A 24,314-nucleotide genomic window follows, 5' to 3' on the forward strand; every position below is an offset into this window, starting at 1 on the left:
CACAGATAGAGGTTGCATCATGAAAGAAAGTCAGTTCATTGAACTGAGACGCCAGAAGAAGGCGGCCATGCCGCGTGTCTTATTGTCCGAGCACCATACCGAGCAGTGTAGAGTGCTGCCAGATCGAAAATCTCTGCTTCACGCTCTTCCCAAAGGCGGGGTTGTGGCCGAAATTGGCGTGGCCTTTGGAGATTTCTCGAAACTCATCTGGCAGCTCTCCAAACCGGCCAAGCTTCACCTAATCGACGCCTGGCAAGGCGATCGGTATGCGCCGGGCCTGACGGCTATCAAGAAAGAGTTCGCGGGACCTATATCTTATTCAGGAATCAGCATTCACCAAGGCTTATCGATTGACGTCATTCGCCAGTTCCCCGAGAATTATTTTGACTGGGTCTATATCGATACCAACCACCAGTTCGATACGACATACGATGAATTGGTCATCGCAAGCAGCAAAGTCAGGGATGCTGGCATCATAGCGGGTCACGACTTCTGTACGGGCAATGTTGTCGGAGGCGTTCCCTACGGGGTCATTGAGGCCTGCAATAAATTTTGCGTCGATCACAATTGGTCATACCGTTATATAACGCTCGAAAGTCACGGGCATTTTTCCTTTGCTCTTACACAAATATGATCATGCGCCCCGCGCAGTGGGCGGGTGGCTCTGGCGATTTTGATGCGCGAGACGGCTTTTGACCAGCAACGCCTCTGGATGCGCTCGACCTCTCGCACCTTAAAGGCGGAGCACGTGGCGCATATGTCAGAACACACCGAAGTTCACGACCAATTGGATGATCATGGCTGGCTTGGCGCGTCGCGACCGCGACCTACTGCGCTCGACCAAGAAGTAACCCATTACTTCCAAAATCCTCGGACGATCTGGCAGCGTTCGGCGACAAAATGATGCTCTCGCGGAGTGAATTGTTCGGCGTCCACAAGATCGCCACGTCGCAACTGATCTGGCGCCCTTGGCCGACCAGGCGACGAACGCGCTTGTGTTGAATTCCAGCTCGGCCGTCGCCGGCGCCAGCGAGAGTTAAAGAGGACAGCCCATGCGTCAGAAGTGCCCTCTCTGTCAGTCGACCCAATTCCTTGAACACCGAGGCAGGCCAAACGAGCGATGCCGCGGATGCGGGTCTTTGGCCAGAACGCGGTATCTTGCGCTGGCGATCAGCAAGCTGGCCCCGCCGCCTTCCGGCTATCAGGTCGTCCACTTCGCCCCTGAAAAAGGTTTGGCGAAGTTGCTTCATGCCAAGTACGCGTCACACTATGTAGCGGCCGACTACGCTCCTGAGCGCTACTCCAACATCGGCCTCCCGGTCAAGTTTGTGGACCTCCGTGAGCCAGGATCCCACTTTCCTCCTGACTCGGTGCAGGGCTTTATACACTCTCACATTTTGGAGCATATTCCGGCGCCGATAGACAAAGTCGTGACGGATATGAACAACGCTGTGCGCAAGGGCGGATTTCACATTTTTGTCCTGCCGGTTCGTGGCCAAAGGTATCGAGAGGATCTGTCTCCCGATCTCTCGCCGGAGGAGCGGAGCGTTCAATTCGGCCATCCGGAACATATGCGGGATTTCGGCCGCCGAGACCTCCCCGACCTGCTTGCGCGTTGGTTTTCCGGGTGGTCCCAACAGGATATGTCCCTTCACATTACGGAAGACGAGCTGATGTCAGCGAATATACCAGCGACGGCGCAGAGCCAGATGACCGGACACAGTGTCTTTTTCTTCAGTAAGAATTCTTAATCGCGTTGACCGCCGCGGGAGCAGGACAGGGTCGACGAGGTGGGATGAACTGACCTTGTTTGATTATAAAATCCCACATGGAAGGCGCGTTGATGAAATCTGATCAGAAAGTATTCCTTTCGGTTAGAACTGATGGTCTGGGGGCGCGTCTTAGGTCACTTCTAAATGCATCCTACCTTGCTAAGCGGCACGGCGTTCATTACCGCTTCATATGGACAAAGAATAATGACAAAAGTCACGCAATATACAGTGCTGATAAAACGTTTGCGTCAGAATATCTATCGCATCATCTATCTGAACCGACCCGTGATGGATACCTGGAGTTGCCGCCGGGCCTTCATTCAGCGCAGGGGGTAAGTCAAACGCTGGATGCCTCCGATAGAGGCGTGATCGTGCATTACGATACATTGCCCCTGCACATGGTGGATGATGACTCAGATCAACTGGTTGGGTTTCGCGGTCTGTTCGATCAGATTGGTTTCCAGTCGCGTTATAAGCGCCTTATAGCAGCGACATACGAGATCACTTTGCCCGAAAATCCGATCGCCCTACATCACCGTACAGGTGATATCGTTTACGGGTCGTATCGATACATGAGTAACTACAATAGAAAGGCGCTACCCGTCCCGATAGCCAAGCAAGAGATTCTTTCTCTTATGGATTCCGGTTCCAATCCGATTATATTCGGACAAGACGAGCCTACGTGCAAACACCTTGCCGCATCTGGCGCGCGCGCCTGCCTTCTGGCCCAAGATTTGATTCATTTTGTCCCGCGCGACGATCGTCTCGGCGTAGCCCTTTGCGAAGTCGTGTTGATGTCCCGCTGTCGGGAGATCCGCGCAGGTAGCAGCGCGTTTGCTGAACTGGCCGCGATGATTGGCGGGATAGAGATCGTTGATCCACGGTCTGGAATGGACGATCGCGAGTCCGTTGAGATGCTTGTTGGCGCCGTGGAAAGGGGTGATCTATCTCAACTTCATCCTCTACAAATTTCTTATGCGATATTTTCGGCAGTTCACCTTGGCCGCAATGTATTGAGTGTCGCCCGGCGTATCGAGTTGATGAATAGCGCCCTGGTGCACGACGCAAAAAATCCGTTTTATTGGATCCTGTTGATGAGCTTGCTGCTTGCGGATGATCGAATGGACGCCGCCCGAGAGGCGGCGGCGGCGTGCGTAACCCATTGCTTCGACAGCGAAAACGTCTTCATGAGCTCGTTATACTTGGCGATTTCGAAGAGCGTCGGAAAAGCGAAGTCGCCTTTGGCTATGTATAAGACCCGTGTGCGAATGGTTGCGAACCAGCACCGGGGGGCTGCGTCATTCATAATGGCGCTCTATTCGTTGGCTGAGAAGGACATCAAAAGGGCGAAGCAACATCTTGAGGCTGCGTACACTTCGGTTGAGATGCGCGGGCACGTCGATCGTATGAACGCCGCTTTGGCGGCGGTATCGGTTTCGCCGTAATGGAGGGGTCGAGATTGGATACGGGCCCCCGATGCGGCGGCCGCCCCACGAATACAATCCGCATTGTTCTTCGGCGTTCTTCTCGGGACATGTTTGGGGGATCACTTGGTGTACGCCCGCCTCACAGCCAACGTAGTCGTCATACTGTTCAGTTGTTTTTGGGCCGCCGGGCAGGCGGGGGCTTATCAGTGCCCGTCCACGCCGCCTGTGGTTCGCGATCTGAGGATGAAGCCTTTCTATGCGGACGGTGAGAAGTCTGTCATCGATCCTCAAAGGAGGGCTAAGTATGTCCAGGCTTCGCGTGGCCTGAACCGTTACTTGAGGGTCGTATTGGGGCAGGCGGATGCTTTCGCCGCCACTCACGATGAGAACGCTCGTTCTTGCGCTATCAGTCTACTGGGCGCGTGGGCGGCCGCTGATGCGATGAACGGGCGGCACACGTCACAGGGCCAGCACAATCGCGCCTGGGCGCTCGGCTCTCTTTGCCTGGCTTACATCAAGCTCGGAGGCAAGGAGAGGTCGTCCAACGACGGGGCGATCGGAGCTTGGTTCTCGCGGCTAGCAGACGGGGTGGTCGCGCATCAGACCAGCCGACGGAACGAGCACGGCGCCGACGCCGAGACGAATTTGTATTACTGGGCCGGCATGTCCGTGGGCTGCGTGGGCGTCGTTCTCGACAGGGCGGACTATTGGCGGTTCGGCGCTGAGGCGTTCGAGCGGGCGACGGCTAACATCGGGCCGGACGGCGTGCTGGCCATCGAGTCGCGCCGCGGCAGACGCGCGGCTTTGTACCATGACTTCGCGGCCCAACCGCTCGTGTTGCTCGCTCGCCTGGGCCGGTATGGGGGCGACGACATTTATGGACGTGATGGCGAGGCGCTCGATCGCCTGGTCGGTCTCGTGAAGCGCCTACTCGCAGACCCGCAGATCCTCGCGCGCTCTGCTGGCGTCGAACAGGAGGCGCTGCCGAGAGCTCGGTGGATGGGGCTATATGAGCGGCTTCGGGGCGCAGAAGCCTATTATGCGGCGCCAGAAGATGAAGAGCGCGACCAAGACAGCCGACTAGGAGGGCGGGTGGCGGCCCTCGACAAGGCGCTGCAAGGAAGCTCCTCGACGGCGAAGAGCTCTTCGCCGTAACCGGAGCGAACGCCTTATTAGACCGAACTCCGAAGCGATTTGCGCAAGAAGATGTCCGCGGTGAACGTCGCCCGTCCGCGTCAGGCCTCGGCAGTTTCTTAGATTCGCTGATTGTCACAAGGCGGCCATGCCAACGGCTCATGCTTCGTTAATCATGTCCGCTTGCTGGCCCGGCGGCGCCAAGAAAAATAATATCGTAGTATTGGTCGGCTCTCCAACTTGGCTCTAGATTGTCCAAGAGCCCGGACGCGGGGGAACGCGGGTCTTCTTAGATTGGATGAAACGCCGCCGGTCTTCGCCATTGGCTTCTCGTCATGGGAGCGTGGGCGCCGGCTTGCTGGCGGGGTCGCTTTAGACGCACAAGGGGGTGCGCAGCATGCATCGCATTTTCGTGACCGGAGCGGCTTGCGCCGCGATCGTCATCGGTTGCCTCGCCCAAAGCGGCGTCCGCGCCGCCGAAATGTCGGCGCAGACGGCCGCCGTCAGCTTGGAGGAGCTTTACAAGAGCTCGATCTACGACGCCGCGGTCAAACGGCGGTCCTTTCGTCGTCCTTTGACGCCGATCGACGCGTCGCTGCCCAAGGTGACGGTCGTGACGCTCACGACCAAGAGCGACGACCCTGTCGAGCCGACACGGTTCAACGTCACGAAAGGCGTCCTCAAGCTTGATCGCAAGGACGGCGTGTCTGGGGTGTTGCTCCAACCCACCTGGGTCTCGTTGCCGGCGGAGTCGAGGCCGGCATGCAAGGGCGCGCGCAATCCGGTCTTAAGGCTTCAACAAATCCTAGGGATGCCTCCCGTGGGAGGGCAATGGGAACTCGTGCAGTTCAAAGTCGCGCCAAAGCACATTTTCCGGCCGTGCGGCAGTGGGCCGGACATTACGACCACCGAGTGCGCCTTCAAATTGCCGACCAAGTTTTCCTCGCCGGAGGAGCGGCGCGCGGTCGAGAAAACACAGCTCTTCGTCTTCGAGCAGATGTGGAGCTCGTTTATCGAGGGCTTCCCGGAACCGGGCTATCCGTTCACTGGCATGGGCTGGACCTACGACTGGAGCGAGACTTCGGAGGACCACTTCGGCATCTCCGAGTACGTCGTGGACGAGAAGGCGCCGGTGACCGACATACGCGTCCTCACGCCGGAACAGTTCTGCCGCAGCCGCTAGGCGTCCCAGAGAATCGTCACGTATTCCGGGCCGAGAGGCGGTGGAGACCTCATGGCGATCGTTCGCACGGGAGCGCTTGCGCGACGCTGCGATTGCGAGCCGAACTCCAGACGTCGAAAGAGCCGACCGGCGCCTCGGCCCAACGCCCGGGGTGAGGCGGACGGCGGTCGCGAGCCAGGACGTCAGACGGGCCGACGGGACCCCGATCCGCCCAACGCGGCGCTGACGCCTATCGACGCAGCCATGTCGGCGGCCCAGCGTCGATAGCGTCGGTCTTGACTTCTCAAAGTCCATAATGGACCGACAACGCGTTCGTCGAGGCGTTCGACGCGTGCATCCGCGCCAAATGCGGGTGTCCCCTTGAAAGGGCATAGTCTTTGAGCATTTCCAATGCCGTGCCGTTGGCGGTCTGCTCGGATCAGGCGTTCTCTTCGCTGGATCCGCTGTCGCAACTCGCGATCTGGCACGGCACAGACAAATATGGCGAGCATTTTTACACGCCTCATTACCATCGACACTTCGAGGCGCTCAGAGATCGCCCCGTCACATTGCTCGAGGCCGGCATTGGCGGGTATGACGATCCGGAGGCAGGCGGCGAAAGCCTGGCCATGTGGCGAGACTACTTTCCCTCCGGTCGTATCATCGGCATAGACATCGCTCCGAAGCGGCTGGATCTCGGTTCCCGGGTCGAGATTCGGCAGGGCTCGATGTCCGACGGCCATTTTCTCGAGACGCTGAACGCCGAGTTCGGGCCGTTCGACATCGTCATCGACGATGGAAGCCACGTCTCCGCCGACACGATCGGCTTCTTCGAGGCCAGCTTTCCATTCGTCGCCGACGGCGGCTTCTTCGCAATCGAAGACACCCAGACCTCCTATTGGCCTGCGTTCGCCGGCGGCCTCTCGCCGAGCCGACGCACCACGATGAACTTCGTGAAGGCCTTGATGGACGAGGTCGACCACGCCGAGCGGGCGTGGGCGCCCGACGCGCCCAGGCCTCACCCGTTCGCGGCCTCCATCCACGCGATCCACCGCTTCCACAATCTTGTCCTGATCGAGAAGGGCTCGAACACGGAGACGTCCAACTTCGCGCGGCCCACGAGCCGCGCCGCGGATCCGGCGAGGCAGGCCGCCCTCGCCGCTTTTCGCGCCCTGCTCGAGTCCGGCGCCGGGAGCGAAGCCGCCGCCTTGGCTTGCGCTCGGATGACGCTGGAGAGCGGCGACGCCGAGGAGGCGCTACGCCGAATCGAGGCGTCGCTCGCCCAGTTTCCCGATTCGCGCCGCCTGCTCCTGCTTGGCGCCCGCATCGCTTTGGATCTCGGCCGCGTGGACGAGGCCGCCGCGCATGCGCGGCGGAGTATGCGCCACGGTCGCCTCGACGCCGAGGTTTTCATTGCGGCGTCGTCGCAATTGCGGCAGCGCTTCCCGGACCTCGCTGCAGACGTCGAGGGCGCCGCGGGCGGCCCCGACGCCGACGCTGGCGTCTGCCTTCAGGCGGCTCGGGTGCTGGAGTCCTTGAAGATCAGGGAGCGCGCATTGCATTGGCTGAAAGCGGCCGCGTCCCGACTTCAGGCGCAGCACAGCCACCTTCTCAATGACCTGACCGATGCGTTTCGGCGCCTCGGGGAGCCGTTGGAGGCGTTGGCCCATAGCCAGGGCTCCACAAGCCAGCCGCCATTCCCGGCCCGCCTGCTGAGACATGGGGCTCTGCTCCGCGCGGCCGGACGCCTCGAGGAGGCGGAGGACGCGTTGTCGGAGGCCGTCGCTCTGGACTGGCGGCAGCCGCGAGCACATGCCGAACGGAGTCGCACGCTCGCCGCGATGGGGCGCCACAGCGAGGCGTTCGAGGCGGCGAAGGCCGTGCTGGCGAGCGCCCCGCGGTCGCGCGCCGGCGAGGGCGCGCCATGACGGGGCGCCGGTCCGACGCGCCGCTCCGCGTCCACATCACGGGCGTCTCCGACGTTCACAATTTCGGCGACGCGCTGTTCCCGCTGATCGCCGCGCATCGGCTGGCGCCGCATGGGATTTCGGTGACGCCGGCGTCGCCCACGGGCGCGGCCCTGTCATGGCCGGACGCGCTTCCCTCCGTGCCCATCGAGAGCGTGCTGCTCGGGAGCGAGCCGACCGACGGACTGCTGATCGGAGGCGGCCACATCGTCATGTGCGGCTTCAGAGACGGGTTGTTCGAGGGTCCTTCCGGAGCGGATTATGCGACCGCGTTGCCCTCTCTCTGGCTGGGCGCGTCCTTGGCCGCGGCGCTTCGGAAGGTGCCGGTCGCGTGGAACGCCCCAGGCGTGTTTTCTCCGCTGATCGGCGCAGACCTCAAGGCGGTGGCCAACGCCGCCATACGGACGGCGGGCTATCTCAGCGTCCGGGACGCGGAAAGTCGGGCGCATCTGGGCGATCATCACGAGCGGGACATTCAGGTGGTCCCCGACACTGTTTTCGGCGTCGAAGCGATGTGGCCTCGCGCCCAGCTCGAGCCTGTGTTTCGAGCCATGCTGCAGCGGAAGAGCGTCGAGCGGCCTTCGACCCTGTTGGCGGTTCATTTTCGTGGAATGGCGCTTCAGCAGGCCGCTCTCGCCGAGATCGCCGCGCGGCTTGACGACATGGCGGGCGCGCACGGCGTCGTCCCGCTCCTGGTGGCCGTTGGACCGGGCGTGAGGGATGATGAGACGGCGCGAGAGATCGCGCTGCGGATGACCCGCCCCCACATCCTCCTTGACGATCCGCGCTCGCTAAAGGAGATCGTCGCGGCTTTGGCCCTGTCCGATCTCTATGTCGGGCAGTCGCTGCACGGCTATGTGGTCGCGGTCGCTTATGGCGTTCCCGGAATTCTGATCGGGAAGCCGCCCGCGCGGCGCTTCCGCGGCGTGCTGAAGCAGATCGGACGGCCGCAGGATCTCTTTCGCACTTTGCCCGAAGCCCTGGAGGCCGCCGCCTGCCGGCTGCGGGCTGGTGCCATCCAAGTGGCGGCGCCGACCACCGCAGGCGCTCTCGACCGACATTGGGCCTCTGTCTTGGCCACCTTCCGTGAATCGGGCGAGCCGGCGACTTCGGAGCGGCTCGCCCTCCCCCGGCGCCTACCTCTCACTGGGCTTGCGGCGGAGCGGGGCGCCATGGTTCCTCCAGCCGTTCGCCGCCCCGGACATCGCGTTCGGCGCCCGAAGCAGCGCCGCGCCCGCTGTGACATCCGCAGATGACTGATACCGTCGCCCCGACCGAAGCGCCGGACTTCCTCACCGCATTCCGCCGGCACGCGGCGGCGCGGGCCGACCAGACCGCGTTGCGCTGGCTGGAACGCGGAGAGCGGCCCACCGACCACGCGACCTATGCCGACCTCGACGCCATGGCTTGCGTCACGGCCGCGAACCTGCTGCGTCTCGGGCTGCGCGGCCGGCCGGTGCTCTTCCTCCTGCCGCAGGGCCTGGATTTCGTCCGCTGCTTCCTCGGCTGTCTCTATGCGGGCGCCATCCCCGTGCCGGCGCCGCTCTCTCCCGGCCGGCGTAACCAGGACCGCGCCCTCGCGATCGCGCAGGCCGCGCGCCCGGCCGCGGCGCTCGCCCGTTCCGCGGACGCCGAAGCGGCCGAAGGCGTTTCGGCCGCGTTGCGTCTGTCCGGCGTCTCCGACATCCAATTGATCGCCAGCGAAGACCTGTTGTCCGGCGCCGCCGCCGAAGCGCCCGTGACGCCTGACCCCGACCAGATCGCCTTTCTGCAATACACGTCGGGGTCGACCAGCGCGCCGAAGGGCGTCGTGGTGACGCACCGCAATCTCGCCGCCACGCTGGACCTGATCCGGCAGGCCTTCAGGCAGGAGGCCGACAGCAGCGCCGTGAGCTGGCTGCCGCTGCACCACGACATGGGTCTGGTCGGCTGCGTGCTGGAACCCCTCTACCTCGGAGCGCGCGTCTCGCTGATGTCGCCGCTCGCCTTCCTCCAGCGCCCTGCCCGCTGGCTGCAAGCCATGCACGACTGGCAGGCCACGACTGCGGGCGCGCCGAATTTCGCCTATGACCTGTGCGCCCGGCTTGTGACCGAGGAACAGTCGCGCGGGCTCGATCTGTCGCGCTGGACGCTCGCCTTCTGCGGCGCCGAGCCGGTGCGTCCCGCCACGCTGCGCCGTTTCGCCGAGCGCTTCGCCCCCCACGGCTTCGGCTCCAACGCCTTCTACCCTTGCTACGGCCTCGCGGAAGCCACACTGCTGGTCACCGGCGGCGCCGCGGGCGAAGGGGTCCGGACGCGCAATCTCCCTTTGCCGCAGGGCCGGGGCGAGCGCGAAAGCGTCTCCTGTGGAGTTGGCTACGGCGACACCCGCATCATGATCTTGGATCCGGGTTCGGAGGAAATCTTGGCTCCGGGGCGCCCTGGCGAAATCTGCGTTTCAGGCTCCCAGGTGAGCCCCGGCTTCTGGAGCGGCGAAACCGGCCGCGCTCTGCCTGATCCTTCCAGGGAAGTGCGGCTCGACGGCCGTTCCTGGCTGCGCACCGGGGACATCGGACTGATCGCGGAGGGAGACCTGCACGTGATCGGCCGGCTCAAATCGATGATCATCGTCCGCGGCGCCAACATCTACGCCGAGGACGTCGAACAGACCGCGCTTGCGGTGGATGCGGCGCTCGCCGCCGCGGCCGCCATTCCGATTCACGGCGAGGCCTCGGAAGACCTGGTGCTGATCTGCGAGGCGGCGCGTGGCCAGCCGCTGGACGACCCCGAGGAGATCTTGCGCCGACTCTCCGCCGCCGTCGCCGAACAGCACGGCCTGCTGCCGGCCGAGGTGCTTCTGGCGCCATTCGGCGCGATCGAGCGCACGCCGAGCGGCAAAATACAGCGTCTTCGCCTGCGCGACCGCTACGCGGCGGACGATCTGACCGTCATCGCGAGGTTGCGTCGTCCCGTTACGACGTCCGAAATGGCGCGGGCATGACCATGTCCGACGTCGGCCCTCTGCATGATCTCCCCGAATGGGTCGAGCCCCCGCGCCCGCCGGAGTTCCATCCGCGCGGCGGCAATTCCTGGGTTATCAGCCGGTACGCCGACGTCTCAACCGCGCTGCGCCATCCGGGCGTTGAGGCTGAGGAGCCGGAGAAAGCCATCCATGCGCTCGCGGAGCGGACCGGGGCTGCGTTTCCCTACTTCGAGCTCCAGCTTCGCTGCTTCCTGTTCTCGACCAATCCCCCCTGGCATGCGAAGGCGCGCCGTTTCATCCGTCAAGCGGTCCGCCAGATCGAGCAAGCGCTTTCGCTCCCAGTCAGCGGCGAGATCGCCGACGAACTGCTCGCCGCGACGCCGCGAGGCGTCGAGATCGACGCCATGCCGTGCCTGTGCGACGACTTTCCCGACAGCGTCATGGCGCGGGGATTCGGCGTCGATAAGGACGCTCTGGCTGAGGTGTCGCGGCGAACCACGGCCCTGTTCAACTCCCTCAAGCGCCAACTGCCGCTGCGGGTCGTGCGCGACTACGAAGCGCAGGCCGAACATTTGGCGGGGCTTCTTGATCGAACGATGAGGGGAACGCCTACCTTGGACGCCATCCGCGCGGCAGGGCGTCAGGACGGTGAATTCACCGATGCGGAGATCGGCGCGCTGTTGGCGTTTCTCGTGCTCGCCTCGACCGACACCGCCTCGACGCTCCTCGGGAACACGCTGAGACTTTTCGGCCGCCACCCCGAGATCGTGGCGGCGATTCGCGACGAGCCGGATCTCTTGCGGACAGGATTGGACGAGCTGTTTCGGTTTGGCGCTCCGATCAGGCGGTTGGCCCTGCGGATGACGACCGAGGAGGTCGAAATCGGCGGCCGCGTGATTCCCGAAGGCTCCCGGCTCCTGCTCGACGCGGAACGCGCCCATTTCGATCCTGCGGCCTATCCGGATCCGGGCAAGGTGGACCTGCGCCGTGGCGGGCCGCCCAGCCTGGCGTTCGGGGGCGGAGCACACACCTGCGTCGGGATGCTCTTGGGCCGTCAGATAGCCGCGACTTTTCTCGCGCGTCTTGTCGAGAGATGTGAGATCAGTCTGACCGACGCCCCGGCCGACTGGTCGGCGGCCGACCTCACGCGTCGGCTGAGGAGCCTGCCGATCATCATCCAGGACCATGCGCCCCAAGCGCCATCGACAGCTCGCAAGGAAACGACGACATGAATGACGTTCCGACAGTCACGCTGGACGCCGTGCGCGAATGGATGATCGGATATGTCAGCTCGACGCTCGAGATTCCGCGCGAAGTGGCGGCGCCCGACGCGACGTTCGACACCTATGGCCTCGACAGCGCCGAGGGCGTGATCATGGCCGGCGTCATCGAAGAGGAGTTCGGGATCGAGATCGACCCTGCGGTGTTCTTCGAGGACCCGACGATCAACGGCGTCGCGGCCGTCGTGGTCCGCCTTCGGCGCGAACAGACCGGCGGCTAGGCCCGCCGGATGGTTGTGGAAGCGCCGGAGATCAGCGTCGTCGTCATCAGCTACAACATGGCTCGGGAGATTCCCCGCACGCTCTTCTCGCTCTCATCGCCCTACCAGACGCTGTGTCCTCGCGGCCGCCACGAGGTTCTTCTGGTCGATAACGGATCGAGCGCGCCGCCGCGTCCGGAAGACTTCGCCGCCCTCGACGTGGACGTCGCGGTGCATCACTGGCCAAAGCCGACTCACTCGCCCGTCGCTGCGCTGAATTTCGGCTTGGCGCAGGCCAGGGGCGAGTTGATCGGGGCCTGGATCGACGGCGCCCGCCTCGCCTCGCCCGGCCTCATCGACGCCTGCGCAAAGGCGTCCCGGCTTCACGCCCGGCCTGTGATCGTGACCGAGAACCGCCATCTCGGACCGAGGGTGCACCCGCTCTCGCTTCGCTCCGGATATGACAGGCGCTCGGAGGACGCGTTGCTCGCTTCGATCGCCTGGGAGACCAATGGGTATGGGCTGTTCGGCGTGTCGACGCATGTCGACAGCGCCGCAAGCGGCGGCCCCATCCTAGAGAGCAACGCGATCTTCATGCCGCGGCCGCTTTGGGAGGAACTCGGGGGCTACGACGAAGCATTCGACAGTCCGGGCGGCGGCGCGGTCAATCCGGACCTGCTGATACGGGCCTGCGCGCTTCCAGGCGCCCAGCTCATCCGCATCGTCGGCGAGGCGACGTTCCATCAGATGCATGGCGGCGCGACGAGCGGCGATCCGGACGTCTTCGACCGGGTCCTGATCGCCTGCAGCCGCGAATATTTCCGAATCCGCCGCAAACCGCTGAGACCGGTCCGCGATCCGGGCTGGCTGTTCGACGCCAGGCTTGGTCGGGTGGTTTCTCCGCCTTGAGCTCAGCCGGGGAGACCCAGATCCTCGTGCAGAAGTTGGTCCCAGAACGCGGTTCCGATGATGTCGAGGGGCAGAGCCGACTGATCCAGGACGGGCACAGGGCGCAGAACGACGTTGGCGACCCCGATCAGCCGAGCCGCATTGTGGTCGCCGCGCGCCGTGCCTGAGGCGAAATAGTAGAAGTTCCGCGTATCAGGATTGGCGGCGAAGAGGTCCACAAGATCGGCGTTGGGACTGGCGGACGCGAGTATTTTGGCCCATCTGCGGATCCGGTGCATTCGGTTGTATGGCGAAGCGCGCTCGCCCTGGATCGGTCCGGTATCGAACGTCGTCGGCGCTCCCAGCAGGACCGCTGCGTCGGCGCTCAGCGCGGCTCCGATCCGCGCCGCGGCATGACCCCCGATCGACGCTCCCAGGGTGACGACCCGCTCGGCCTTCATGTCCGCAAGCAGGTCCCGCAGCCCTGCGACGGTCCCTTCCAACGATCCGCCGAAGCTCTTCAAGCCGCGCAGATAGCCGCGCATCCTCGCGTCGCGGAGATAGATCATATGCGCCGGCAGGCCGGCGAAAAGCGCGTCGAAATAGCAGAACGGCAGATACGAATGTCCGCCGGTCGCGCCGCCGAAGACGAGAATCGCCGTCTGCGCGCCGTCGCATGGTACGACCTGCACCTCAGCGGCCCGATCGTCGCCGAGGCGCGAATAGCGGTCCCAAACCTCCGCCGGCATCGTCTCCAGTATGCGCCGAAGCGGCTCTGACATCGCCCCCGTCACGCCGTCTGGAACAATTCCGTTCAGCAAACCGAGCGCTTCCTCGGTCCTGCGCAGGTTCAGCAGGCTGAGGGCGATCTGGAAGCGCGAGATCTCCGGAAGAGCGGCTGGGTCGGTCCGCCGCGTGGCGAGGTCGACCACATGCTCGATCCGCTCGCGCGGCGCGGCGAGGACATTGAAGCGTGACAACAGCACCCAATCGCCCGGCCAACGCTCCAGCGCGGCCGTGAGCGCCTCGGTCGCCTCTTCGGGGTCGCCGGCGAGAAAAAGAGCTCCGACCAAGCGACGCGCGTGGTCGATCTGATCCGGCTCTTCCGCGGCGAGCTGGCGCGCGAGCGGCAACAGATCCGCCGCTCGTCCCTCGGCCAGCATGAGATCCGCTTCGACGGCGCGAGCGCGCAAAGGAGCCGTCTCAATGCTCCCGATCCGCGCCAGGACGCGACGCGCCTCCTCCTCCCTTCCCTGACGAGCCTTGAATTCCGCGAGTTTCGAAAGGGCCGCAGCCGCAAGCGCCGGCTCCGGGGCGCCGGCGAGGCGCTCCAAGAACCCTGCCGCGTCGTCATTGTCGTCCGTCGCGGGCACGAGCCAGCCGAGCCCCCGAAGCTTGGCGTCCTCCGGCGCGGGGCCGCTCCAGATCTCCGCAGCGAAGACTTCGCGGGCCTGGGCAAGGTCGCCGCTGTCGCGCAGCAACCGGACGGCCCGCAACAGCGGCCAGTGGCCTTCTGCACTTTCGCGGCCGAGCTCAAGATACCCCTCGATCGCGGCGGCGGGATCATTCAAGCGCTGCAGGATCTCGGCGCGCCGAATGCGAAGGCCATAATCGCGCGGCCAGCGCCGAAGCGCCTCCTCGGCGATATGGCGGGCGCGCTCCAGCTCCCCGCCGTCTAGCGCTGTCGAGATTTTGCTCCTCGACTCTGCTAGATCCTCTGCAGCCTTCGTCACGGCATCCTTCACCAGATCGTGTGCGGCCTTCGCCTCCGCGCCGTTATCCATAGGTTCGCCCGCCTCGTCCCGCTGTCGCGCAACATTGTCCATTCGACCCGCCGGTACTATCCGGATAAGACATTGACTCACAACCGATGGAGAGCCTGCCTGTGTCGCTTGAGGATTTGCGCCGCGCACACCCCTGGCCAGATATTGAGAATGTGCCGAGCTATCGTTTCAGTCTCGACGGCGGCGGTCGTCATCATATCGTAGATCTAATCGGCCGGACCAAGCCGAAGGTGCTGGTGGAGGTCGGCTGTTTCCTCTGCGGCTCCGCTTTGACCTGGCTGGAAGCGGACTCCGACCTGACCGTCATCGGCATCGATCCCTGGGCGGGCAACTGGGAAGCGCATATGGAGCGCTGGCTCGGCATGAGCTGGGCCAGCGTCGTGTTCCGCGACGTTGGCGACACCGAGACCTTCGTCAGCGATCTGCGACGCTACGGACCGTTCCGGTCCGCGCTTGCGAATGTCCGCGACTACAGCGATCGGTTCATCCCGATCAAAGGATTCTCGCCGGCGGCGCTGCAAGTCATCGCAGACGCAGGGGTTACGCCGGACATCATCTATATCGACGCGGGAAAGGTCGCCGCCGACCTAGAAGAAGCGCGCCGGCTTTTTCCGACGGCCCATCTGTGCGGCGACGACTGGGGTTGGGGGCCTGAGCAGGGCTTCCCTATGCGGCAGGTCGTCGAGAGCTTCGCGGCCGACCACGGACTCGACATTGTGGCGGAGCGCCAGACCTGGCTTCTCGTCGAGCCCAGCCGGGAGCCGGTCTCTCAGAGCTTGTAGAACTGGTCGCCCCAGATGTTCAAACCATAGAGGTCGGGATCGGTTGGCGCCCGCTTTCGGGCGAGCGAAAAGCCGCGATAGCGGCTGTCGTTCTCAGTGCGCGCGAGATAACAATCTAACCCGGCGCCCCGCAGCAGAGCGGGCAAGCGTTCGAGGACGAAGGGGGCATAGAACGGGAAGTCGGCACGCCTGCAGAGATAAGCCTTGTTGTCTGCGTGCAGCAATATTTCGAGCTGCGAATCTTTAGTGTAAAGATGATGGAAGCAGGCGGCGATTACTTGCATGTAGGCGATGCTGCCATAGTCATCGAGAACCATGAGCCCGCGCGGCCGGATTCGGTTCTCCATCAACGCCATCTCGGTTGCGACGTTGCTGAAGGAGTGGCTGGCGTCGTGGTGAGAGAACCGCACGCCGGCGTCGAGGAGCGAGAGCAAATCTTTGTCGGTGCTCATCTTTTCAGAGCTGCCCTTGAACATCCGGAACCGCGTCGAGATGGCTGCGAGGCGATCAAGTTTCGGATGGGCCGACCAGTCGACGAGGGCCAATGTCTCCGATTCGCCTACGTCGCCCAGGACTATGGCGGCGGATCGGCCCTGATATACGCCGAACTCGGCGAAGTGCCCGGTCACGCCGTTCTCGCGCTGAAGATCAAGTAACGCGAGAAAGATCGCGACACTGAGTTCGCCTGTCATGCCCTCGAACTCAAAGGCGCGTTCACGCACGGCCTCGTACCGAGACCGGAAGTCCTCACTCATGCGCTTATCTCCGATGAGGTTCTGGATATATCCGCTCGGCGAAGCTGTGCCAATACATCGGCGCATGCTAGGGACTGCGGAACATGAGCCATTCTGTAGCGTCGGCCGCACCATATGATGAGATATTCGCGCGCATCGAGCGGCGTCGCATCATAGTGCCCGCAGGTTTTCATATGGACAGCGTCGGTCAACTGACGCGGTTCGATCACATGCTGCCAACCGCGTATGTGCGGCGCATGCGCGCCGAAGCCCTCAAGCCATATCCCATGGCCCCCAACCCGCCGCCGCCTGAAAATCCGCACCGCTACGAACTGGGCGCCGTACTCTACGCAGCGCTCTCTTCGCGCGACCGGTTCACCATGATCGAGCTGGGCGCAGGCATCGCCCCATGGTGCGTCACGGCGGCTTGCGGACTTCGGGCTCTGGATCCGAAGCCGTTGCTCCTTGTAGGCGTCGAGGCCGAGCCCAGCCGGTTCGCCTGGATGCGGCAGCACCTCATCGACAACGACCTGAACCCCGACGCGCACATCCAGATTCAGGCCGCCATTCTTCCCTCGGACGACTGGAAGCCGTTCGCGCTGTTTCCGAGGGGAGTGCCGAATTTCGGCGGGCACCGCGTAGTGACGGACCTTGCGCGCGAGCACGAAACGTCAGGGGTGACCGAAAGCCCGCATTTCGATCCGGGGCAGGACACCTTCTCGCTTGAACGGATCGAGGCGGTCACGCTCGAGATGGTGCTCGACCGTCTCCCGGCCGGGCCGGTGGACCTTGTGCACATGGACATCCAGGGGATCGAGGAGAGGGTGGTCGCAGCCGCCGTCGGCCCGCTCACCGAGCGAGTCCGGCATCTTGCGATCGGGACGCACAGCGTCGCTATCGATCAGGGGTTACGCGAACTCCTGTCGGGACAAGGTTGGACCCTTCACTTTGCGCTCGAGTCGCTGGCGATGAACCATGTCGGCGACGCCATGGTCGACCTCTCAATGGACGACGGCTTCCAGCATTGGATCAATTCGAGACTATGAGGCCGTCAGTCGGTGGGGTGCCATCGGTCTTGCGCGAAGCGAGCGAGCAGGAAGCCTTCGCCAATCGTCTGGCGCGACTGCTGACAGGCCAACGCACAATCCTTTATCTCGGCGCGAGCGTGACGGCGCAGAAGGAGTCCTACTGTCACGCCTTCCACGATCTGCTCTGCCGGGTCACGGGCCACGCGCATGAATTTCACCGGATCGCCGAAGGGGGCGCGAGCTCGGCCTATGCGCTAGCGCTGCTGCTGCAGAGCCTTCGCGATAGACCGAGGCGCTACGACCTCGTCTTTCTCGAAACCCTAACCGGTGATCTCAACCTGTTGGTGCCGCCCGCAGTGGTGCCAGCTGTCCTGGGAGCGACGGCTGACGCTGTGCGCGACCAGGGCGGCGAATTGTGCATGATCAAACTGCCGCGCTTAGATCGGCCGGACGATCATCCCATCACGCTTGCCTATGACGAGAGCGCGGCCGAGCTCGGCCTGCCTGTGCTGGACGTGTCGGGCTTCGGCAGGCCCGAACACGGAGCCGAGCCGCTGAGCCGAATGGCTTTGCGGGACGGCATCCACACCACGGAGGCGGGATCGGTGCTGTTCGGCGCGAGCCTCCTGTCGCGCCTGCTATCGCCAGACGCGGCTTGGCCCGAGCCGCGATCTGCCCCCGGTTTCGGCGCCCCGCTGCGACAACGGTTGGGCAGGTTGCAGTGGCTCCTCGATGACCTCGACTGGCGTCGGACGGACGGTTTGGAGCGCGACGTCTTCCGGGCCCCCTCGGGAGAGCGGGTTCATCCCGTCGTCTTGGGGCCGGCCGAGCAGCCAATCGAATTCGCCTTCAGCGGCTACATCGCCTATTTCCTGTTCGTTTCGGCCCCGGATTCGGCGATGATCGAGCTCACTTTCCAAGGCGTCGCCCGGCGAACGCCGCTCCTGGACCGGTACGGCCATTTCCCCCATCTTCACATGAAGTCGGTCTTCCGCGACTTCCGTGAAGGGGACGAGATTCGGATCCTTGGACTGGATGAGTTGCCGCACCCTAACCCTGTCCCGAGCGAGCACCGACATCTGCTGAGCAAACACCGGAAGGTCCGCTTTCTCGGCGTCATCGGCGCACCGGGACCGGACTGACCGATGTCGACCGCTGGCGCAGGCTCCCGCGCTCACGCCACATCCGACGTGTTCAAATGCGAACTGGGGTCGAAGGAAAATCGCGATAACGAACAGTCCATTAAGGGGCGAGACGTAACGTCCGCCTCGATAAGAGGCTGGAGATTGCTCTTTGCAGAGTAGAGTAAAATTCGGCGGCCCGAGCGCCGCTTAGTCCCCCGCTCGCTCCCCAATGCGGCGCTGCTGATTTGACGAGATCGCCTTAATGAGAAGCCTGAACGAAGCCCTCTCTTCGATAGAAATTCGGCGAGGGGCGCGACTTTGGGTCGTTTCGCTCTGCGAGCCTGATCAGGCTGCCAAGTTGGCGGAGATAAAAAGCGCGAAGCACAAGCTGATCGAGCTGGATCTTTCGAATGCGACCGGGCGGTCGAGCAAGACCGCGAATGGAGTCAAGGAGGCCACGGACTGGCGGCCTCTTTCGAACGCACTCCTCGAAGGATTTCTGGCCGCGCGTCCAGCTGACTCGACTGCGGCGCTGAACATCCGGAACTGGCTGCTTCTGGTTAAGACGCTCAATCATCAGAAACTGTCCCTGGCGGGCGCGGACGTAATCGCCGTAAGGGTCCCGTTGTTTCGGGAGGGTGCGCATCGCGACCCGATGTCGGGCGTTGTAAGGCTGTTGACCGAAGCGGGCTTTCGCATCTCGGAACTGGCCCTGGCGCCTGGCAAGGCAGCGACCGAGATGATCTATGTCGTCTGCGAGCGCACGACGAAGTGGGCGACGGTCGAAACTCGTTGGCACGCGAAAGGCGACGGGCCAAGTCTCTCGGATCCGCTTGTCGAGAATGAGCTCGGCTTCCCGGCTGCGGCCAAACCGGCGCTAGAAAACGATCGACCCCCCTACGCCGCTCCTTCGGCCGCGACCGGACAAAGTCCCGAGCCATTCCAGGCGCTCGCTGGGCCCTCCTCCGAAACGGTTAAGCCGGAGGAAGCGCTTGGGCATGGCGCGCCTGCGACGAGAGCGGACGGTCCGAATCTGAGCAGGGCGCCTTCATCGCCTGGGCGCAATCAGTTTGCCGCCCCTCTCGCCGTCAGTTCGGCGACGGTCGCGTTCCATAACGGCTTTGCGCAGGGCACGCTTTCACTCGCGACGGAAGCCGCAGGGCCAGTGCAAATCTGCGTTTGCGCGGAAGACGGTTCGCCAATCACGATCGGGGCGGCGCATCCGGTCAGCGCCGCATCGAAACGTGACCTTGCCTTTAGGGTTTGGTCTTCCTCCCCCGAGCCGCTGGCCCAAGCCGGGAGCGCGACCAAGGTCGCCGCGTTCGTTATGCCATCCGCGGCCGTCATTAGGCTGCGAGCCGCCCCCGCGCCGCCGCCTGAGACCATGCCGGAGCGCGCGAGTTTTGGAATCCTCGTCGTCTATCACTCACGGCAGGAGGCTTTCAGGGCCACGTTGAGGAGCCTGTCGATGCAGGACGCTCAGCCCCTTACTCATGTTTGGCTGGACGGAGACCAGGGAAGGCCGGATCAACGCGCCCTTGTCGTTGCGAACGCGGACGCTGCGCGCGCCGCTGGTTTCGCCAACGTGACGCCCTTGCGCGGCCGCGCTGGGCCGCAGAAGCTCATGATCCACGCTCTCATGGCCATGTGCCAGCGATACGACGCCTTCCTGGTCCTCGAAGAAAACTGCTTCCCGAACCGGAGCGCAGTCAAAGTTTTCCAGGAAGAGCTGAGGCGGCATGAGACTGACCCTTCGATTTTCAGCGTCTATGGCCATCCTTTTGGACTGGAGGCCCCGGACGCGCGTTGGGGGCGATTCCAGAACTGGGGCTGGGCGACCTGGAGCGACAGGCTGCGTCCGCTGCTGCCGCAGCTCGCCCATCTATCTTCACTTGACGAGCCCTCGTATTTGGCTTGGACGGCGGAGCAGCTTACCCCGGAGATCCGAGAATACATCGAAGTCACGCCAGGCCGTCAGCCAACGACTATTCTCACCCGCTATTTCGACTGGAGCGAGACCTTGGGTTTGATAGCCGCTCTTAATGGTTTTTCCCATGTTGCGACACAGAAGCGAGTAGTTTACGCGTGTGAATCTTCCAGACACTCCAGAGGACAAGATATAAACTGGTATCGACGGCCGCCATATAATATGATCGACGTTGAGGAGGCTTGGAAGAATTATTGATCATACGCAAAACTTTATATTGCAATTCTAAGGGATATATTATGACCTTGGGAAACGTCGACGAGTTCTTGCGTTTTTTTAGTCATTGTGAGGCCCTCGGATTTCAGCCAGCGTTAGTCGTTGACGTCGGAGTCGGTGAGGGAACACCTGGCCTCATGTCGCGCTTTCCGAAGGCTCATTTCCTCTTGGTCGAGCCGCTTGAGGAGTATTATCCCACGGTTTCCAAGCTGGCCCGGGAATACGATGCGACTTTCCTGAACTGCGCGCTCGGTTCGACTGAACGGCTTGGCGAAATCAGCATCGGTGCGCCGCTTGAGACTTCCTCCACATCGGGAGCGAGGTCGCCGCACAAAGAGACGCGGCCTGTCGAGATTCGACGCCTCGACGATCTGAAGAAGTGGGAGGTCGAGTCTCGCCCCATTTTTGGCCGTATCAGCGTCCAGGGCGCGGAGCAGGACGTCCTCAACGGAGGGCGACACTTTTTGGAGCACGCGGATCTGATCGTGATCGAATGCTCTTGCTTCCGCTTCAGAGGAGAACGACAGCCAATCCTCCACGAGATGATCGAGCACATGAATGGGGCGGGCTACTCGGTACTGAGTATGTTTAATCTTCAGTATCGCCCTTACGATATGGCTATGGCGTCTGTTGATGTCGCCTTCGCTCGCCGCAAGGGTTCCCTGATGGCTGGAAAGAAATGAAATTTGCGACAACCAATCTTGGTTTCCCCGCGAAACGCCGCCTTCCTCTTGGGCAGGTAGTAAGCTTGCTGCCACATTGACCGAGATCGCAAAAATGGTCTGATCGCGCAAAGCGGGGACCGAGTTGGGCGACAATCGAGCCAGAATGGATGGTCGCCTCGCATGACAAGAGGTGGAAATTGGCGCACGCCCGGATTTTTTCTGATTTCACGCCCGTCTCGGTCCGAGCGGACGGCGCTAGTATTTACGATTTTCTCGGCGTCGGCACGGCGGCGAAGTTCCGCAAGGGCTGGGACGCTCATTGCGTCGCAGCTGGTCGCGAGGTGACGCCGCGCCTGCCGCCCCCCAACGAGCATTATTTTGACTGGGTGCTGCTCCTCGAAAGCGTCGTGCGAGCCAAAGGCGCCTTCCGAATGGGGGAACTCGGCGCCGGCTGGGGCGCATGGATCGTCCGGGGCGCAGCGGCGGCGCGCCAGCGTCCTTCGATCGGAAAGGTCGAGTTGTTCGCAGTCGAGGCCGACAAGACCCATTACGAGTGGATGCTTCACCACATGGAAGCGAATGGGCTAGATCCAGCCGAACACCACCTGTTGCACGGCGCTGTCGCCGCCAGTTCGGGAACCGTCAAGTTTCCTGTGGTCGCCGACCCGGCGGAGAACTACGGCGCCTCCACGCGCGCGGTCACCGCCGGCACGCCGTTCGTCGTCGTCGAGGCCTACACCATTGCGGACATCCTTGATCGCTGCAGCGGCCCGCTGGATTTTCTCCACATCGACATGCAGGGGGCCGAATACGAGACGATCCCCAAGTCGATCGATCTCCTGAGCGGCAAAGTGAAGCGGATTATGATCGGCACCCACATTTCGGATGAGCTGCATAACGCGCTTGCTGAGAGCTTCGCTCAGGCGGGTTGGACAGAGCGGATGAACTTTCAGCGAGCATCGACCGCGGATAGCGAGCTTGGCCCGATCAAGCTCGGCGACGGGCTGATCGCAGTCGACAATCCTCGGGCCGAAGATCTCTGAGCGGCCTCTCTCGATGCGAGCCCAACCAGCGCCGCCGCGGCGCCAGCCGTCTCGGACCCTTCCGTGGGAGCGGCCGCAGGATTTCTTGAAGAGGCTTGCGCATTCGAATCGTGGCTCGTTCCAATGCGCATGCCCGAGCCGGCTACGTCGCAGCGGGAGCGAAATCGGAGACAATATATCGGAGACAATATTATGAGTATTGTTCTGTTTCTTCCGCTCTTCAATCCGGCCTCCGAAGCTCGTCGGTCCGAGTTGGAGGAGTGTCTCGCGCGCAACGTCGATTGCGCGCAAATCAAGCAAATCATTTTGCTCATAGACGATGACGCAGTCCCGCATGTCGAGAGCGCGAAAATAAAGATTTTGAAACTCGATCATCGCCCGACATATGCCGACTGGGTGAAGTATAGTTATAGTCTGGCTGAAGACAGTATTTCTATAATCGCAAACGCTGATATTTACTTCGACGCGTCTGTTGAAAAGCTCAAAGATTTGCTGTCCTATGACCCAACTGCGTTCGTCGCGATCAGCCGATACGACAGGGTGGCTGGCGTTGAGACGCTGCACGCCAATCCGCATTGGTCGCAGGACGCATGGGCGTTCCTGCCGTCCGCCGCTCCCAACCCGCATCGAGACAAATGGCTCGATTTTCCGCTGGGAATCCCGCGCTGCGACAACAAGGTCGCCTATGTTTTCGCCGTCTATGGGCACCGCGTCTACAATCCGTGCGGGCAGGTGAAGATCGTTCACCTGCATGAAACCGGCCTCAGGACCTACAACAAGCGCGGGGATCACCAACTGGTCGGCGGCGTCGCGATGGTTTATGCGAGCGACGATCTACTGGCCCCGGCCAAACTCGAAATCCAAGTTTGGCCGGTGGACGCGACCCAGATCACTTCGGTGAGGCTCAACAACGCGCTCGAGCGCTGGAGCGCAGAAGATAGGGCGGAGCGAGAGGCGGCGATACGGCCTGTCGCTGAGACTGTCGGGACGATGAAGGAGTCGCTCGAGCCGCCCTTCAAAATCGAGCCGAGCCTCGTGGCGTTCGACGATCATTGGCAGTTTCCCGCCATCACCGAGCGACACGCCTATGAGCAGATGCGGCTATTCGGCCGCCAGAATCCGGAGGTCGTCTATGTCGGCTTTCCTTGGGCGACGCTGATAGACATTTCGAAGCACAACAAGGCAGACACTGCAAGGATTGGAATGCTGCAACAGTCGTTGCAGCAACTTGCCACAAGGATTCAGGGGTACCGGCGAGTCGTCACTGTCTGCCAGCATATTCACATGCTTCAGTTTCTGTCGCTATTCGAGGATGCCGGCATCACGGACATCCTGTGGAGTCACTGCCCCAAGAATATCGCGCGAATGGGCCGCGAATCCTCAATCGCGATACATCCCTTCCCTCTCTATCCAGTGCAAATCTCTCCACCTTCGAAGGTGACCTTCAGCGAAAGGCCCTATCTTTTCTCTTTTGTCGGCGCGAAGGCGACTGAGCGGCACCTCTCGGACGTGCGGACTTTTATTATAGAGGAGTTAAAGGGAAGACCCCAGAGTCTAGTGATCGATCGATCAATCTGGCACTATAACAAGATCGTCTACGATGGGCAGGTGCTGGCCCGGGCTGCTGTCTCAGACAAGCTGGTGGACGCATCGGCCAGCGCTGAGTTTCGAGAGGTTATGGGACTGACCAAGTTTGCGCTGTGCCCATCTGGAACTGGGCCGAACTCCCTGCGGCTGTGGGAGGCGATCGCGAGCGGCGTGATACCTGTCGTGATGGCCGAAACCTACCTCCCCCCTTGCGATGAGGCCCTCTGGAGCCGCGCGGTCGTCATCTGTGGCGAAGACCGTGATAGCGTTCGCAGTCTGCCGGACAGACTGGTCAAACTGGCCAGTGATGAGGGTGGAATCCGCAGGCGCCTTCATGCGGGCCAGATCCTCCGGCAGCGCTACGGCCGAAACAATTTTGTCCATGATGTTCTCAGCTTGTTTGAACAAGAGGACGTCGCCGTCAGGCGCCTCACTGCTTAAACGATGCCCAATGCGAAGCCGCAATCGAGCAGGGAAGACGGTTCTTCTCCGCCCTCGACGTGCTCGGCAACCGAGCTCCTCTAGAGCGGATTCGCGTTAATCCGGATCGTATCCAGCGGCTTTGAAGAAGT

At 62.7% G+C, this 24,314-nt stretch carries 21 protein-coding genes; 19 read left to right on the top strand and 2 right to left on the bottom strand.

Going from position 1 to position 24,314, the window contains the following annotated elements:
• Nucleotides 1-19 precede the first annotated feature (19 nt).
• The 12 genes from EK403_RS06515 to EK403_RS06570 all read left to right on the top strand — a co-directional run bounded on the left by EK403_RS06515 (nt 20) and on the right by EK403_RS06570 (nt 12,813).
• Entirely contained in the window at nt 20-634 is a 615-nt protein-coding gene (locus tag EK403_RS06515) for a class I SAM-dependent methyltransferase (protein WP_128776679.1), read from the top strand.
• A 42-nt stretch (nt 635-676) separates the two neighbouring features.
• Entirely contained in the window at nt 677-904 is a 228-nt protein-coding gene (locus EK403_RS06520; protein WP_128776680.1) for a hypothetical protein, read from the top strand.
• Between the two features lie 235 nt (nt 905-1,139).
• Nucleotides 1,140-1,751: a hypothetical protein gene (locus tag EK403_RS06525; RefSeq protein ID WP_128776681.1), complete on the top strand. Its 612-nt coding sequence runs from the start codon at nt 1,140-1,142 to the stop codon at nt 1,749-1,751.
• Between the two features lie 77 nt (nt 1,752-1,828).
• Nucleotides 1,829-3,217, top strand: a complete 1,389-nt coding sequence (locus EK403_RS06530; RefSeq protein ID WP_128776682.1) for a hypothetical protein — start codon at nt 1,829-1,831, stop codon at nt 3,215-3,217.
• Between the two features lie 225 nt (nt 3,218-3,442).
• Nucleotides 3,443-4,354, top strand: coding sequence for an alginate lyase family protein (locus tag EK403_RS06535; protein ID WP_128776683.1), 912 nt, complete (start codon nt 3,443-3,445; stop codon nt 4,352-4,354).
• A 376-nt stretch (nt 4,355-4,730) separates the two neighbouring features.
• Nucleotides 4,731-5,516: a hypothetical protein gene (locus tag EK403_RS06540; protein WP_128776684.1), complete on the top strand. Its 786-nt coding sequence runs from the start codon at nt 4,731-4,733 to the stop codon at nt 5,514-5,516.
• A 377-nt stretch (nt 5,517-5,893) separates the two neighbouring features.
• Nucleotides 5,894-7,423, top strand: a complete 1,530-nt coding sequence (locus EK403_RS06545) for a tetratricopeptide repeat protein (protein WP_128776685.1) — start codon at nt 5,894-5,896, stop codon at nt 7,421-7,423.
• On the top strand, nt 7,420-8,718 hold the full coding sequence (locus EK403_RS06550) for a polysaccharide pyruvyl transferase family protein (RefSeq protein WP_128776686.1): 1,299 nt from the start codon (nt 7,420-7,422) through the stop codon (nt 8,716-8,718). Before EK403_RS06545 ends, EK403_RS06550 begins: the two co-directional genes overlap by 4 nt.
• On the top strand, nt 8,715-10,442 hold the full coding sequence (locus EK403_RS06555; RefSeq protein WP_128776687.1) for a fatty acyl-AMP ligase: 1,728 nt from the start codon (nt 8,715-8,717) through the stop codon (nt 10,440-10,442). Before EK403_RS06550 ends, EK403_RS06555 begins: the two co-directional genes overlap by 4 nt.
• Nucleotides 10,439-11,656 (top strand): cytochrome P450, encoded by a 1,218-nt coding sequence (locus EK403_RS06560; protein ID WP_128776688.1) that lies wholly within the window; start codon nt 10,439-10,441, stop codon nt 11,654-11,656. Before EK403_RS06555 ends, EK403_RS06560 begins: the two co-directional genes overlap by 4 nt.
• Nucleotides 11,653-11,925, top strand: coding sequence for an acyl carrier protein (locus EK403_RS06565; protein WP_128776689.1), 273 nt, complete (start codon nt 11,653-11,655; stop codon nt 11,923-11,925). The genes EK403_RS06560 and EK403_RS06565 overlap by 4 nt, the downstream gene beginning before the upstream one ends.
• Before the next feature lie 9 nt (nt 11,926-11,934).
• A complete protein-coding gene (locus EK403_RS06570; protein WP_128776690.1) occupies nt 11,935-12,813 on the top strand; it encodes a glycosyltransferase family A protein in 879 nt (292 codons plus the stop codon).
• Between the two features lie 2 nt (nt 12,814-12,815).
• Here EK403_RS06570 and EK403_RS06575 read toward each other — a convergent pair whose 3' ends face one another.
• On the bottom strand, nt 12,816-14,618 hold the full coding sequence (locus tag EK403_RS06575; RefSeq protein ID WP_128776691.1) for a tetratricopeptide repeat protein: 1,803 nt from the start codon (nt 14,616-14,618) through the stop codon (nt 12,816-12,818).
• Between the two features lie 44 nt (nt 14,619-14,662).
• Here EK403_RS06575 and EK403_RS06580 point away from each other — a divergent pair, with 44 nt between their 5' ends.
• On the top strand, nt 14,663-15,358 hold the full coding sequence (locus EK403_RS06580; RefSeq protein ID WP_128776692.1) for a hypothetical protein: 696 nt from the start codon (nt 14,663-14,665) through the stop codon (nt 15,356-15,358).
• Here the strand turns inward: EK403_RS06580 and EK403_RS06585 are convergent.
• Nucleotides 15,346-16,113, bottom strand: coding sequence for a class I SAM-dependent methyltransferase (locus tag EK403_RS06585; protein WP_164919515.1), 768 nt, complete (start codon nt 16,111-16,113; stop codon nt 15,346-15,348). The genes EK403_RS06580 and EK403_RS06585 overlap by 13 nt on opposite strands.
• An 83-nt stretch (nt 16,114-16,196) precedes the next feature.
• Here EK403_RS06585 and EK403_RS06590 point away from each other — a divergent pair, with 83 nt between their 5' ends.
• The 6 genes from EK403_RS06590 to EK403_RS06615 all read left to right on the top strand — a co-directional run bounded on the left by EK403_RS06590 (nt 16,197) and on the right by EK403_RS06615 (nt 24,183).
• On the top strand, nt 16,197-17,138 hold the full coding sequence (locus tag EK403_RS06590) for a class I SAM-dependent methyltransferase (RefSeq protein WP_128776694.1): 942 nt from the start codon (nt 16,197-16,199) through the stop codon (nt 17,136-17,138).
• Nucleotides 17,139-17,167: 29 nt separating this feature from the next.
• On the top strand, nt 17,168-18,262 hold the full coding sequence (locus EK403_RS06595; RefSeq protein ID WP_128776695.1) for an SGNH/GDSL hydrolase family protein: 1,095 nt from the start codon (nt 17,168-17,170) through the stop codon (nt 18,260-18,262).
• Between the two features lie 244 nt (nt 18,263-18,506).
• Nucleotides 18,507-20,429 (top strand): hypothetical protein, encoded by a 1,923-nt coding sequence (locus EK403_RS06600; protein ID WP_128776696.1) that lies wholly within the window; start codon nt 18,507-18,509, stop codon nt 20,427-20,429.
• 41 nt (nt 20,430-20,470) lie between these two features.
• Nucleotides 20,471-21,130, top strand: a complete 660-nt coding sequence (locus EK403_RS06605) for an FkbM family methyltransferase (RefSeq protein WP_128776697.1) — start codon at nt 20,471-20,473, stop codon at nt 21,128-21,130.
• Nucleotides 21,131-21,309: 179 nt separating this feature from the next.
• Nucleotides 21,310-22,155: an FkbM family methyltransferase gene (locus tag EK403_RS06610; protein ID WP_164919516.1), complete on the top strand. Its 846-nt coding sequence runs from the start codon at nt 21,310-21,312 to the stop codon at nt 22,153-22,155.
• A gap of 192 nt (nt 22,156-22,347) precedes the next feature.
• On the top strand, nt 22,348-24,183 hold the full coding sequence (locus EK403_RS06615) for an exostosin domain-containing protein (protein WP_164919517.1): 1,836 nt from the start codon (nt 22,348-22,350) through the stop codon (nt 24,181-24,183).
• The last annotated feature ends 131 nt before the right edge of the window (nt 24,184-24,314 follow it).

The organism is Hansschlegelia zhihuaiae (assembly GCF_004103825.1).
GTDB lineage: Bacteria > Pseudomonadota > Alphaproteobacteria > Rhizobiales > Methylopilaceae > Methylopila > Methylopila zhihuaiae.

Excerpts from the sequence above, each read along its gene's own strand:
- EK403_RS06600 (WP_128776696.1), top strand. The coding sequence starts at position 18,507 with ATGAGAAGCCTGAACGAAGCCCTCTCTTCGATAGAAATTCGGCGAGGG.
- EK403_RS06565 (WP_128776689.1), top strand. The coding sequence starts at position 11,653 with ATGAATGACGTTCCGACAGTCACGCTGGACGCCGTGCGCGAATGGATG.
- EK403_RS06585 (WP_164919515.1), bottom strand. The coding sequence starts at position 16,113 with ATGAGTGAGGACTTCCGGTCTCGGTACGAGGCCGTGCGTGAACGCGCC.
- EK403_RS06580 (WP_128776692.1), top strand. The coding sequence starts at position 14,663 with ATGGAGAGCCTGCCTGTGTCGCTTGAGGATTTGCGCCGCGCACACCCC.
- EK403_RS06615 (WP_164919517.1), top strand. The coding sequence starts at position 22,348 with ATGAGTATTGTTCTGTTTCTTCCGCTCTTCAATCCGGCCTCCGAAGCT.
- EK403_RS06530 (WP_128776682.1), top strand. The coding sequence starts at position 1,829 with ATGGAAGGCGCGTTGATGAAATCTGATCAGAAAGTATTCCTTTCGGTT.
- EK403_RS06560 (WP_128776688.1), top strand. The coding sequence starts at position 10,439 with ATGACCATGTCCGACGTCGGCCCTCTGCATGATCTCCCCGAATGGGTC.
- EK403_RS06605 (WP_128776697.1), top strand. The coding sequence starts at position 20,471 with ATGACCTTGGGAAACGTCGACGAGTTCTTGCGTTTTTTTAGTCATTGT.
- EK403_RS06570 (WP_128776690.1), top strand. The coding sequence starts at position 11,935 with ATGGTTGTGGAAGCGCCGGAGATCAGCGTCGTCGTCATCAGCTACAAC.
- EK403_RS06575 (WP_128776691.1), bottom strand. The coding sequence starts at position 14,618 with ATGGACAATGTTGCGCGACAGCGGGACGAGGCGGGCGAACCTATGGAT.
- EK403_RS06515 (WP_128776679.1), top strand. The coding sequence starts at position 20 with ATGAAAGAAAGTCAGTTCATTGAACTGAGACGCCAGAAGAAGGCGGCC.
- EK403_RS06520 (WP_128776680.1), top strand. The coding sequence starts at position 677 with ATGCGCGAGACGGCTTTTGACCAGCAACGCCTCTGGATGCGCTCGACC.
- EK403_RS06540 (WP_128776684.1), top strand. The coding sequence starts at position 4,731 with ATGCATCGCATTTTCGTGACCGGAGCGGCTTGCGCCGCGATCGTCATC.
- EK403_RS06590 (WP_128776694.1), top strand. The coding sequence starts at position 16,197 with ATGAGCCATTCTGTAGCGTCGGCCGCACCATATGATGAGATATTCGCG.
- EK403_RS06555 (WP_128776687.1), top strand. The coding sequence starts at position 8,715 with ATGACTGATACCGTCGCCCCGACCGAAGCGCCGGACTTCCTCACCGCA.
- EK403_RS06550 (WP_128776686.1), top strand. The coding sequence starts at position 7,420 with ATGACGGGGCGCCGGTCCGACGCGCCGCTCCGCGTCCACATCACGGGC.
- EK403_RS06535 (WP_128776683.1), top strand. The coding sequence starts at position 3,443 with ATGAAGCCTTTCTATGCGGACGGTGAGAAGTCTGTCATCGATCCTCAA.